The sequence below is a fragment of the Dysgonomonas sp. UBA7710 genome (assembly GCF_002482385.1).
Lineage (GTDB): Bacteria > Bacteroidota > Bacteroidia > Bacteroidales > Dysgonomonadaceae > Dysgonomonas.
Map to the genome: position 1 here is coordinate 334,804 of NZ_DLFW01000002.1, position 13,195 is coordinate 347,998.

12 protein-coding genes are annotated in these 13,195 nt (G+C 41.7%); 1 reads left to right on the forward strand and 11 read right to left on the reverse strand.

Translation table 11 applies throughout. The features are described 5' to 3' along the window. The first annotated feature begins 40 nt into the window (after window positions 1-40). Window positions 41-565 (forward strand): hypothetical protein, encoded by a 525-nt coding sequence (locus tag B3317_RS01780; protein ID WP_291107968.1) that lies wholly within the window; start codon window positions 41-43, stop codon window positions 563-565. Window positions 566-612: 47 nt separating this feature from the next. On the opposite strand, the gene B3317_RS01785 is transcribed toward B3317_RS01780, so the two are convergent. From B3317_RS01785 to B3317_RS01835, 11 genes are all read right to left on the reverse strand, one after another. Continuing rightward, a complete protein-coding gene (locus tag B3317_RS01785) occupies window positions 613-2,262 on the reverse strand; it encodes an alkaline phosphatase (RefSeq protein ID WP_291107971.1) in 1,650 nt (549 codons plus the stop codon). 444 nt (window positions 2,263-2,706) lie between these two features. Then, window positions 2,707-4,092 carry an NADH-quinone oxidoreductase subunit N gene (locus B3317_RS01790; RefSeq protein ID WP_291107974.1) on the reverse strand — a complete coding sequence of 462 codons (1,386 nt, stop codon included), beginning with the start codon at window positions 4,090-4,092 and terminating at the stop codon, window positions 2,707-2,709. A gap of 19 nt (window positions 4,093-4,111) precedes the next feature. Further along, on the reverse strand, window positions 4,112-5,545 hold the full coding sequence (locus B3317_RS01795; RefSeq protein ID WP_291107978.1) for a complex I subunit 4 family protein: 1,434 nt from the start codon (window positions 5,543-5,545) through the stop codon (window positions 4,112-4,114). Window positions 5,546-5,561: 16 nt separating this feature from the next. Then, window positions 5,562-7,457: an NADH-quinone oxidoreductase subunit L gene (gene nuoL / locus B3317_RS01800; protein WP_291107981.1), complete on the reverse strand. Its 1,896-nt coding sequence runs from the start codon at window positions 7,455-7,457 to the stop codon at window positions 5,562-5,564. A gap of 6 nt (window positions 7,458-7,463) precedes the next feature. Further along, complete coding sequence (gene nuoK / locus B3317_RS01805) at window positions 7,464-7,787, reverse strand: NADH-quinone oxidoreductase subunit NuoK (RefSeq protein ID WP_006798591.1); 324 nt, start codon at window positions 7,785-7,787, stop codon at window positions 7,464-7,466. 3 nt (window positions 7,788-7,790) lie between these two features. Next, window positions 7,791-8,294: an NADH-quinone oxidoreductase subunit J gene (locus tag B3317_RS01810; protein ID WP_291107985.1), complete on the reverse strand. Its 504-nt coding sequence runs from the start codon at window positions 8,292-8,294 to the stop codon at window positions 7,791-7,793. A 133-nt stretch (window positions 8,295-8,427) separates the two neighbouring features. Next, complete coding sequence (locus B3317_RS01815) at window positions 8,428-8,964, reverse strand: NuoI/complex I 23 kDa subunit family protein (protein WP_006798589.1); 537 nt, start codon at window positions 8,962-8,964, stop codon at window positions 8,428-8,430. 16 nt (window positions 8,965-8,980) lie between these two features. Next, complete coding sequence (gene nuoH, locus B3317_RS01820) at window positions 8,981-10,024, reverse strand: NADH-quinone oxidoreductase subunit NuoH (RefSeq protein WP_291107989.1); 1,044 nt, start codon at window positions 10,022-10,024, stop codon at window positions 8,981-8,983. Between the two features lie 88 nt (window positions 10,025-10,112). Further along, window positions 10,113-11,159 carry a 2Fe-2S iron-sulfur cluster-binding protein gene (locus B3317_RS01825; protein WP_291107992.1) on the reverse strand — a complete coding sequence of 349 codons (1,047 nt, stop codon included), beginning with the start codon at window positions 11,157-11,159 and terminating at the stop codon, window positions 10,113-10,115. An 83-nt stretch (window positions 11,160-11,242) separates the two neighbouring features. Next, window positions 11,243-12,616 carry an NADH-quinone oxidoreductase subunit NuoF gene (gene nuoF / locus B3317_RS01830; RefSeq protein ID WP_291107995.1) on the reverse strand — a complete coding sequence of 458 codons (1,374 nt, stop codon included), beginning with the start codon at window positions 12,614-12,616 and terminating at the stop codon, window positions 11,243-11,245. Window positions 12,617-12,621: 5 nt separating this feature from the next. Next, complete coding sequence (locus B3317_RS01835; RefSeq protein WP_291107998.1) at window positions 12,622-13,149, reverse strand: NAD(P)H-dependent oxidoreductase subunit E; 528 nt, start codon at window positions 13,147-13,149, stop codon at window positions 12,622-12,624. Window positions 13,150-13,195 lie beyond the last annotated feature (46 nt).

Below are 13,195 nucleotides of genomic sequence, written 5' to 3' on the forward strand. Positions count from 1 at the left end.
ATACTTTTGCACCTGAACTAATTATATACTTATATTACTTATGACTAAGATAAAACTACTATTCATCCTTATTACATTTTGTTCATTACAAACATTCGCTACTCCACCCCGTACAAAAATAGAGAAAGACAAGGTTACCCTAACCTATATAGAAGTAAAAGACGAAGCCATTGAATTTGCAGCTTCCGATATACATAGTATGATTCTCCGGAAGAACAAAGGGTTTTTATGGCCGGCTACAAAAATAGCATTCTCCAGGAAAGACGGGCAACTCTACTTCGACGTCACAGCGATAGACAATTCATGGTGCAATATGTTCCGTGCTGACGAAAACCCGTATGGCTATTTTGTTATCGGTGGGAGAATGTTCATTGTAACATCCAAAGGTAATGAGCCTATTGATCTGGCTGAATATTTTACCTGCGATAACGATATAGAAAGAACATTCTACAAACCGGATGCTACAGTGAAACCTGTAAGTAAAAATCCAGTCTGGTATTATCTTCACAAAGGTAAAATGGCAACCGTCTTAAATTCTGTAAACATAGCAAGTTTGGGAAGATAAAATAAAAGGACTGAATATCTCAGTCCTTTTGCTTTTCCATCATATCATTATAACTTAGCGGCCAGACTCTTCGGCAGATAAAATGTATCATTCTTATCTATATAGACTACAACTGAAGGCAGTGCAATAGGCTGATTATTTAGGTACACTACCGATTTGAAGGCGGGAACAGATAGAGTCACATTCCCTTTCTTTACTTTCAGCACAGGAAAATCAGTAGACTTATCAATTGTATAGTCCATACCCTTAAACACATCAGTATGCTTTGCAAATATTTCCTGTCTCATTTCAGGTAAAGATGTTTTCAGCCCAAGTGCAGCACACAGATACTGATTGATCTCCACATTTGTATTCATACCTACAGGTATATCCCCATTGGGATGATAGGCTGCAAGGAATACTTCCTCTCCGGTATGGCCTCCGGTGGTAAAGCCAAAGTAAGTATGTGAATCCATAATATTAATAATACTGGAACCCATATTTACACTGTTGCTAACCTTCATATAATCTGCTTCTTTATAATTCTTTGAACTCAACAGCAGATTTAATTCTTCGTCGTTCAGGTCGATATCGGTGTATTCTTTAAATATCGCTTTAAACTCTTCCGGCTTAGATTTCAACAAGATTCTTTCCAGTCCTTCGCCTGTTTTCTTGAATTTCGATACATTCTTAAACAAGTCATCAAGGGTTGCTTTATCATAACTTTTCAGATCCCTGCGCCCGATCGTGAATCCGCTGTTTCCATGGTCAGGAAGTACTATAACTGTTGTTTCACCGTTTTTCTTTGCAAAGTCCATTACTGTAGCTACTGCTTTGTCAAAGGCCAGGTACTCTGTAATGCATCCCACGGCATCATTGCCATGTGCCGACCAGTCTACTTTACTGCCCTCTACCATCAGGAAGAACCCGTTTTCGTTCTGAGACAGCCTGTCTAATGCTTTTTGAGTCATCTCCTGTAACGATGGGATTACTTCAGGGTCCCGGTCCAGATCGTACGGCAGTTCTCTTTCGTTAAATAATGCCCAGACTTTCTCTTTTCCATTAAAAGACCTGAAAGCTTTGACATCATCCTGAATCAGCGTGGTACCTGTATTTTTGAAATGCTGTTTGATATCGTCTGTTAGTATAGAATTTCCTCCTCCAAACATCACATCCAGATTCTGATATGCCATTTGGGACGCTATATATTCATATTTGCCACGTGCATAATAATGTGCCGAGCAATCAGCAGGTGTAGCATGCGGAAATTCCACTGTCACCACCAGGCCTGTAGCTTTATTTTGTTGATATTTAGCCGCTTCTAATACAGTAGGCAACGGTTGGTAGGCCATAGCCGGATCTACAGGTATCAGATCGTTTTCCGGGTCGGCAACCGGATATATCGCAACATTGCCTGTACGTTGCGGCATTCCTGTCATATAGCACGATGTGGTCGGGGCGGAATCTCCAATCGGAGCATTTGACGAGAAGGTTTTCACTGTTCCGCACATATAAGGGTCAATAGCAAGATTTTCACCGCCCAGCTTATTATAAATCTGATACCAGCGTGCAGCAGAAACAACTCCGATAGATGTTCCATCCGGTATCATAACTATGACATTCTTTGTCGGTTTTACAGGTCTCCGATACTGCTGCTGGGCAAAGACAGTTATCGAAAATACAAAGAAGAGCAATAAGCTCACACTTACTTTTTTCATTTGTTTTTTTAGATTTTTCGTTTAATTAAGATTCTCAAAGTTACAAATTATTATTTAGCTAATTACAGACTATAAGCCTCAATATATTCATAATATATGCATTATTAAAGATATTTATTATAAGGCTCTTTTTACCGGTTAAAATAAAAAGTAACAAAAGTAACAGCTATAACAATTAATAACCGACACATATTTGTTAAGAATAATTGAATATTTTCTACCTGTTTTCCTAAAGTATAAAAGGTAACAAAAGTAACACATTTAATACTGTTTTTCTATTGTCACTTTTTTATTCTTTTTATCAAAATATATCAAAGAGTATCAGGTCTGTAACTTCTTTATATAGATAAAGTTTCGGAATAAAGTTGAAGCGTTGATAGGAATATTTATTAAAAAAGAGCAGACTGCCAAGCCTGCTCTTTTCTTATATTTTTTATTTGTTCTTTACAAAGTCAACCCCATAATCAGATTGGGAAAGATGCCTAATAGTAAGTTCAGCGCAATAGCTGCGACAGCAACCACCTTATATTCGAAAGGTACTCTCAGCCGTTCGGTGGTTTCCGGCTCTTTTGTAATCATTACATTAGCAATACCCAGATAATATGATACAGCTATTACGGAGTTGATGATACCGAATATAACCAATATCAGATGGTTTGTTTGCAACATTTGCCCGAATACAAAAAACTTGGCAAAGAATCCGGCAAAGACAGGGATACCGCTCAGTGAAAGGAAAGCACATATCATTACTGCTGTCATCGCAGGTTGCCGTTTTATCAGTCCGAAGAAGTTGGAAACATCTTCGTTGTCCTTACCTCTGCATACACCCAGTATAACAGCAAATGCCGCTACTCCGGCAAGACTGTAAGCTGCAGCATAATATAATACTGTATTGGCGGAACTACCGATAGCCAGTAATGTCATCATCATAAATCCTGCATGCGAGATACCCGAATAAGCCATCATACGCTTGATATTGGACTGTTTCATTGCAGTGATGTTACCTACGGTCATTGTCAGTATGGAAAGTACGATCAGGGCTATCTGATAGGCCGGGGTTATACCCGCGGCAAGGATGCTTACTATTTTGTATAGAGCACCTATCGCAGCCACCTTTACCAGAGTACTCATCATCGCTGTAACAAGGGTAGGGGAGCCTTCATATACATCGGGTGCCCAGAAATGAAACGGAACGATAGATGCCTTAAAGAGCATACCCACCGATACCATAATAAAACCGATATTGAACCATAAAGGCATTCCCGATAGCATCGAGTTCACTGCTATTTCGTTTATATCGAATGAGCCTGTTGCACCGTACACCAAAGCGATACCAAAAAGGATGAAACTGGAGGCAAATGCTCCCATGATGAAATATTTCATACCCGCTTCGTTGCTTTTCAGGTTTTTCGGTTCGCTTGCCGCCAATACATAGGCTGCAATGGAAAGCACTTCGAGGCCGATGAAGAACATGGCGAAATTGCCGAACGAAACCATTGCTACGGCACCCGCGAGCATAAATACTTTCAGGGCTACATAGTCTGCAATTTTTACCATCTTGTCCTGATAGAATTTGGGACTCATCGTTATGATGAGAATGGCAAGGACGATGAATAAGATGGAAAACCCTTGCGAAAACCCGCTTGTTACTACCATGTTGTATTTATCCGTGCCAAGGAATGACTCTCCCAGATAAAATTCCGTAACAGTCAATCCCAATGCCGCTATCAATCCGATAAGGGTGACAGGTATAAGGATCTTTCTTAAATTGAGAATCTCTAATAACAGGCAAATAATTCCTAATCCTGAGATGGCTATCAATGTACTCATTATATATCTGACTAAATTTTTATCTGTTAATATACATTACAATCTCTTCTAAGCTCGAAGATACAAGGTCTGTCACTGGTTTTACATACACTCCGAAGAATAATAATACAGCGACGATCAGGCTGAATACGAAAATTTCAGTTTTGGATAAATCCCTGAACTTAGTTTCAGAAGGTTCTCCCAACATCACACGTTGAAACATTCGCAGCATGAACAATGCTCCCAGGAATAACGATGTTCCTATCGTCAGTGCATACCATAGATTTACTTCATAAAGGCCATACATGATGGTAAATTCCCCGATAAAGTTAAATGTCAGCGGCACACCGATAGAAGATAATATGGCAAGGAAAAACGCGACCGTAAATTTAGGTGTGTGGGAAGCGATTCCTCCGAGTTTACTCATTGATAATGTATTGGTGCGGTTCTGGATTATATCTACTGAGTAGAATAGTCCTACAATGCCGAAACCGTGTGCTATGATAAGCACTATTGCTCCCTGCAAACCATCATAAGTAAGGGCATAAGCACCTGCTGCCACAAAGCCTACATGGGAAAGTGAGGCATAAGCCATAAATCGTTTCAGGTCGTCTTGTCTCAGAGCCATTATAGCTCCGTATACGACACCGATAATACAAAGTATAAGAATAACTGTCCTTAGTTCATGCGCGGCAAAAGGGGTTGTAGGTATCTGCCAGCGTATAACGCTGTATGCCCCCATTTTCGACATCAGACCGGCCAGCAACATTGTACCTACAGCCGGGGCTTTTTGGTATACATTAGCCTGCCATGTATGGAATGGGAAAATAGGTATTTTTATAGCATAAGCAAGGAAGAAAGCAAGGAATATCCATATCTGTTCCGTATTGCTCAGGTTAGCGTTGTAAAATGCTTCCAGCTGAAAACTTCCGGTTTTTACATACATGTATATAATTGCAGCCATCATAAACAATGATCCGGCGAATGTAAACAGGAAGAATGTCATGGCAGCCTTGCGGCGCTTGGCCATTTCTCCGTTACCCCATAATATGATGATGAAGTAAATCGGGATAAGCGACATTTCCCAGAATACATAGTATAGTAGCGCGTCACTGCTCAGGAAAGCCCCTGTCATGGCAAAGGCCATAAACATGATAAGGCTGAATAAGAGCTTTTCGTTTTTAAACTCACGGTTATGCGCAGCCAGTATAATGATGGGTAATAAAATTGTTGTCAGCAGAATCATGGCGATGGCCAATCCATCTGCCTTGAGCGAGAATGATATACTCGGATTGCTTATCCATTCCGCGCTATAGCTTGTACCTGCGGCACCGTATTTAAGACATAGGGCAACAGAGAATATAGCCGCTGCAACACTGAACAGGATGGCAACCTTGGAGGCAAATCTGTTCCCTGAAAAATAAGTAAGAATTGCACCTACTAATAATATGATTAATATAATAGCGATATTCATGTTTCTTTAAAAATTTTTATACAAGGAATAAACAGATTATTAGTGCACTGAAACCTAACACAAAGAAGAACAGGTAAAATCCGAGGCTTCCGTTCTGCAACTTCTTGAAGTACGGGGAAACAGCTTCGACTAGTTCTCCTCCTCCTTTGAAGAAGCCTTTGAGCCATTGTTCCATATATTTATTGAAGAGATCAGCCAGAGCATAAAGTGGTTTTACGAATAATGCATTGTATATTTCATCGATATAATATTTATTGTAAAGCACTTTTCCAAATCCTGTAATTTTATTATCCCCGGCAGGTACTTCCGATTTCTTGATATATTTGAAGTAAGCCAGTCCAAGACCTATAAATGCAATCAGAGATGAGATAATCACTGTTGTCAGCTGCATATCCAGAGGCGGATGTTCTGCTGTTGCGCTTGGCAGTATCGGAGCAAGAAATCCGTTTAACCAGCTATGAACACCAAGGAAAGAAGGAAGGCTGATAACCCCGCCGAATACAGCTAAGAGGCCTAATATGATTAATGGCATTGTCATTGTATTCGGAGACTCGTGCAAATGGTGCTTTTGTTCTTCCGTACCTCTGAATTTTCCGAAGAATGTCAGGTACAGTACCCTAAACATATAGAAGGCTGTCAGCAGTGATGCCAAAGCGCCGAGTATCCATAGTATCTTGTTATGTTCAAATGCCGTCAGCATTATTTCATCTTTCGAGAAGAAACCTGCAAAAAGAGGTATTCCCGATATGGATAGCGTAGATACTAAGAATGTATAGTATGTTTTAGGCATGGCTTTCCTGAGTCCGCCCATCTTGCGCATGTCCTGTTCGCCACCCATCGCGTGTATAACCGAACCCGAACCAAGGAAGAGACAGGCCTTGAAGAAAGCATGCGTGATAACATGGAATACAGCCACATGGTATGCTCCCAGCCCCAAAGCGAGGAACATAAGTCCCAGCTGCGATACAGTGGAATATGCCAGTACTTTCTTTATATCGGTCTGTGCAATAGCTATTGAAGCTGCAAACAATGCTGTCACTGCTCCCACAACGGCTATCAGCGTCTGTATATCCGGTGTCAGATCGAAAAGGAAGTTAAGACGTGTCACCATAAAGATACCTGCTGTTACCATTGTTGCAGCATGTATCAGTGCGGAAACAGGGGTAGGTCCTGCCATCGCATCCGGCAACCATGTATATAGAGGTATCTGTGCACTTTTACCTGTTGCTCCAACAAATAGAGCTAAAGTAGCAACGCCAAGTAATGTGGAAACTTCAGGATTAGATGTTGTGGATACGGCGGTTTTTAATGTATCGTAATCCACGGTCTTGAACAGATAAGCCAGTGTAAAGATACCGATAAGGAAGCCTAAGTCTCCGATACGGTTCATTATAAAGGCTTTCTTTGCCGCGTCGTTGTATTTTTGATTTCTCGACCAGAATCCGATCAGCAGATAAGAACACAGTCCGACGCCTTCCCAGCCGATAAACATAACCAGCAGGTTGCTTCCTGCTACGAGTACCGACATAAAGAAGATAAAGAGGTTGAGATAAGCAAAGAACCGGTCTATATTTCTGTCATCGTGCATATACCCCATCGAATAGATATGGATCAGCGCACCGATACCTGTAACAAACATCAGCCACAACAAAGACAGTTGGTCCAGTGTGAAGGCGAGGTTTGTTCTGAATTCGTCCAAAGCGATCCATTCAAAAAGATTTACATGTACAACTTCCCCGGAGGAAAGTACGCGGAGAAAAAATACGAGCGATATAACAAAACTGACAAGTACAGCCGACGTGGCGATAATTCCGGGCATTGTACGTCCCAGAAATTTTTTGCCAACGAGCAGATTGATTAAAAAACCTACAAAGGGGCTAAGCAGAAGTATTAATACTAATAGTGTGTTCATCCGTGTTTATCCTTTTAAGTTTTTTAATTCATCAATATCGATAGTGCCTATATTCCTGTAGATGGCTACCAGAATAGCGAGTCCTACGGCAACTTCGGCGGCGGCTACTGCCAGCGAGAAAATTACAAACACCTGTCCGCTGGTATCCTGATGGTAAACCGAAAATACTGCAAGCAACATATTGGCAGCTGCAAGCATCAGTTCTACCGACATCAGCATAACTATCGTACTCCGACGATACAACAATCCAATCGCACCCACCGTAAACAAAAGTATACAGAGGTAAATGTAATTGTCGATTCCTACTTGTTCTAATATATTATTCAGCATAGCTTAAGCTTTTTTCTCTTTTTTAGAAATTAATACGGCTCCGATCATGGCTGTTATCAACAGTATAGAAGCAAACTCGAACGGAACAAGGTATTCGTCGAGTAGTACCTGTCCGATAATATTTACCGACTGGTAATCCAGCCCCTCAGCCTTGTATGTCTCTACCACAGGCACCGATTTTATTAGTGCTGCCAGTAGTACAATACCCATCAGGCAAGAAGATACAGTGGCTGCTATACGGCTAATCACTTTCTTTTTAGGTTCGTGTTGCTCACTGAGGTTCATCAACATGAGGGTGAAAAGTAACAACACCATAATCGCCCCGGCATAAACCACAATGTTTATTACTGCCAGAAACAAAGCATTCAGCAACAGAAAATGTCCTGATATGGAAAAGAAACAGATAATCATATACACAGCACTGTGGATAGGGTTCTTTGATATTACAGTCAAAATACCTGTACCGAGTGTAATGGCTGCCAGAATGTAAAAAATTACAGATATCATATATTATTAGTTAAAGCCCCTCCCGACCTCCCCAGAGGGAGGAGTGGTAAAACCACGATGGAGAGCGTTATATTATTATATTTTCTCGTCATTTCATTATTTCATTCTAAGTCCCCCTTGGGGGATTAGGGGGCTAATCGTATTTTCGTGCTTTACCATCTTCTACTGAAATTACCAGTTTATCCTTACCATAGATAAAATCTTCTCTTTCCAGCTTAGGCTTTACCAAAAGTTTTGATTTAGTCAGGAAAATCGCTTCTTTAGGACAGGCATCTTCGCATAGTCCGCAGAAAATGCAGCGCAGCATATTGATTTCATATGTAGCGGCATATTTTTCTTCCCGGTAAAGATGTTCCTCGCCTTTCTTACGTTCCGCAGCTACCATTGTAATAGCTTCGGCCGGGCAAGCCAGAGCGCATAGTCCGCAGGCAGTACAGCGTTCGCGTCCCTGATCGTCACGCATCAGTACATGCTGGCCGCGATATACAGGGCTGAATTCACGTTGCTGCTCGGGATACTGGATCGTGTTTTTCTTTTTAAAGAAATGTTTAATCGTAATCCACATCCCTTGCACAATAGCAGGCAAATAAATGCTCTCGATAAAAGTCATTTTTTTATCGGTAACTTCTACTTTTTTGCCTGATAACGATATATCTTTTATTGATGACATCTCAAATCCTTATTTTTTATTTAAAAATCAGAATAGCAATTCCTACAAGGAAGATATTCACTATAGCCAGCGGGAATAACATTTTCCATCCCAGTTTCATTAGCTGGTCGTATCTGAATCTTGGTATTGTCCAGCGTACCCACATATAGAAGAATATGAAGAATGTTGTTTTTGCCAACAGAGACAAAACACCAATAGCATTTGCTATATTTACTCCCCAGTTTTCGTTTACCCAGTCTATACCCGGATAGTTGTATCCTCCGAAGAAAAGCACCGATATGAATGCAGAAGAGAAGAACATACTCGCATATTCCGAGAACATGAAGAATCCCATACCCAACGATGAGTATTCGGTATGGTGACCGTTTACCAACTCCGACTCACACTCGGCAAGGTCGAACGGTGTACGGTTACATTCTGCAAAAGAACATACAAGGAAGATAATAAAGGTCAGAGGCTGATAGATGACATTCCATTGCATTCCGTGCCATCCGCTTTGTTGTTGCGAGATTTCTACGAGGCTGAGCGAACCGGTCATCATCACAAGGGCAATGATAGACAATCCCATCGCTATTTCATATGAAATCATCTGGGCACCTGCACGGATACTTCCCATAAGCGAATATTTGTTGTTAGACGCCCAACCACCGATTACCACACCGTAAACGCTGGTGGATAATACGGCTACAATGTAGAGTACGGCTACATTCACATCTCCAATGTAACCCATTACTTCACCATAGCCCGGTATAACGAACTTTTCAGCCCAGGGAATTACGGCAACACCTAACAAAGATACGGACATCGCAATGGCAGGTGCCACAACAAAAAGTATCTTATTGGGCGTGTTTGGCATAAACTCTTCTTTCGAAAAAAGTTTCGCTCCGTCGCAAATAGGTTGCAATAATCCAAATGGCCCCGCACGGTTAGGTCCGTAACGGTCTTGCAGGAATCCGGCGACTTTTCGTTCAGCATACGTGGAATACAATGCAAACAGCATTGTTACCGCAAATACAAGGACGATAAAGATTAATTTTTCTAAAATAAATGCAACTTCCATAATTATTAGTTGACGAGTTAACAAGTAAACGAGTAGACGAGTTTCAAGAAAAAACTTGTATCTCGTATCTTGTTTACTTGTATCTATTTCATTCTTCTTTTGTTTTCTCTATAGCTTCTTTTTCCTTTTCATCATAAGGCGAACCGGACATACTTATTTTCTTCCGGTCTTCATCCCTGCCTTCGAGTACAAGCTCCTCGGTTTCAATTTTTACCTTTTTCAGATGAGTGGTATAGTTATTGACATTGATTACAGATGGCTTCTCAAACTTACGAGGGCCTTCCACAATCCAGTCTTCTACATTCTTATGTTCGAAACGGCATTCGTTGCAGATGAAATCCTCTACCTCATGCCATTCATCCTTGCGTGCAGTAACACGCTGAACGGTATCCCCGAACATCCATAATGTGACTTTACCCGAACATTTGGTGCAATGACGATGCGCGTTGAACGGTTTGTTGAACCATACACGCGATTTGAAGCGGAATGTTTTATCAGTCAGTGCCCCTACAGGACATACGTCGATTACATTTCCCGAAAAGTCATTGTCTATTGCCCGCTCTATATAAGTGGATATCTCTGCATGATCGCCACGTCCGACTACACCATGAACACGTTCGGGAGTTAGCTGGTCGGCTAGTTTTACACAGCGGTAGCATAGAATACAACGGTTCATGTGCAATTGTATATACGGGCCGATATTTTCGGGTTCGAAAGTACGTTTTTCTTCTATATAGCGCGATTTGAAGTTTCCGTTGCCATATGCGAGATTTTGCAGATCACATTCTCCGGCCTGGTCGCAAACAGGACAGTCGAGCGGATGGTTGATTAACAGAAACTCGGTAACAGCCTGACGGGCTTCCAATGCACGTCGCGAATCGGCACTAAGTACTTCCATTCCATCCTGTACGGCAGTAACGCATGATGGTTGAAGTTTTGGCATAGGACGGGGATCTCTCTCGCTGCCTTTGCTTATTTCCACTAAGCAACAGCGGCATTTACCACCGCAATCTTCTAGTTTGGAATAATAACACATAGTAGGAGGAACGCTGGCTCCGCCAATCATGCGTGCAGCTTGCAGGACGGTAGTCCCGGCTTCAACCTCTATTGTATGTCCATCTATTGTAATTTTCATTTTCTTAGCTGTTAGCCTTTAGCTTATAGCTATTAGCATTTTTAGAATAATATATATATAATGACAATCCGTTTTGCTAACAGCTAAAGGCTACTGGCTAACGGCTTCAATAAATGACGGACTTTTTCCATCGGTTCATTCACAAAATGGTTCCTGTCCTTAATCTTTTCAGGGAAACGGACATGATATTCGAATTCTTCGCGGAAATGACGTATCGCAGCAGCCACAGGCCACGATGCGGCATCACCCAGCGGGCATATCGTATTTCCTTCTATTTTGCTTTGTATGCTCCACAGAAGGTCTATGTCTTCTTCGCGGCCGAAACCGGTTTCGATACGGTGAAGTATTTTATCCATCCATCCTGTACCTTCGCGGCAAGGAGAACATTGTCCGCAACTTTCGTGATGGAAGAAACGGGAAAAATTCCAAGTATTGCGAACGATACAGGCTGTATCGTTATATACGATAAATCCTCCTGAGCCCAGTGACGAACCTGTTACAAATCCACCATCGGAAAGAGATTCGTATGATAAGAGACGGTCTTCTCCGTTTGCTGTTTTGAATATGTATTGAGGAGGCAGAATCGGTACGGAGCATCCGCCCGGGATAACAGCCTTGAGAGGACGGTCGTCCAACATACCACCACAATATTCATCCGAATTGAAAAACTCGTCGACGGACATGCCCAATTCTATTTCGTATACTCCCGGATTTTTGATATGTCCCGAAGCTGACATTAGTTTTGTGCCGGTCGATCTGCCGACTCCGATTTTTGCATATTCTTCACCGCCATTATTTATGATCCATGAAACGGTAGAGATAGATTCTACGTTATTTACTACCGTAGGTTCGTTCCAAAGTCCGCTTACAGCAGGGAACGGCGGTTTGATACGGGGATTACCCCGTTTACCTTCGAGAGATTCTATCAGTGCGGTTTCTTCTCCGCAGATATAGGCTCCTGCACCGCAATGTACATAGAGGTCCAGGTCATATCCCGTACCCAATATATTCTTACCCAGCCAACCGTTGGCATAGGCTTCTTTTATAGCTTTTTCCAGAATCTTGAATATCCACATGTATTCTCCGCGGATATAGATATATGAGAGATTTGCTTCCAAAGCATAGCTGGAAACAATAGCGCCTTCGATAAGCAAGTGAGGAATGTGATGCATCAGGAAACGGTCTTTGAATGTACCCGGTTCCGATTCGTCGGCGTTTACTACCAGATGGCGTGGCTTTCCCGACTTTTTGTCGATAAAGCTCCACTTCATACCCATAGGGAAACCGGCTCCTCCGCGACCACGCATGCCTGAAGTCTTCACCTGTTCAACAACTTCGTCGGGAGTCATTGTTTTCAGAGCTTTTTCTACAGATGCATAACCGCCGTTTTTGCGATAAACCTCGTATTCCTGTATTCCGGGAATATCTAATTTCTCAAATAATATCTTTCTAGCCATCGCAATTAATATAGGTTTACTTTTCCTTCTTTACAATCTTCTATGAGGGTATCTATCTTATCCTTTGTCAGGTTTTCGTGATAGTTGTCTCCCAATTGAAGCATAGGTCCATAGCCACATGCGCCGAGACACTCTACACCCACAACACTGAACATACCGTCGGGGGTAATTTCTCCCTGTTTAACTCCGAGTTTCCGGCAGGTATAGTCCATCAGGTCTTCTCCTCCCCGTAATCCACAACAAGCGGTACGGCAGAACTCGAACATATATTTTGCTACCGGTTTCTGATTGAACATTGTGTAAAATGTCACAACTTCATACACTTCGATAGGAGTGATTTCTAAAATTTCGGCTACCTTATCCATGAGTTCGAGGCTCAGCCAGTTGTCGTGAGCATCTTGTACTGCATGCAGGACGGGTAGTAGCGCCGATTTTTTCTTGTCGGCGGGATAATGGCTCAATAGTTCATTGATGCGTGCCATCAATTCTTCCGACATATTTATTATTTGTTTGTAATCTCTTACTTGTTCCATTGTTTTTAGCTGTTAGCTGTTAGCCTTTAGCTATTAGCTTTTTTAT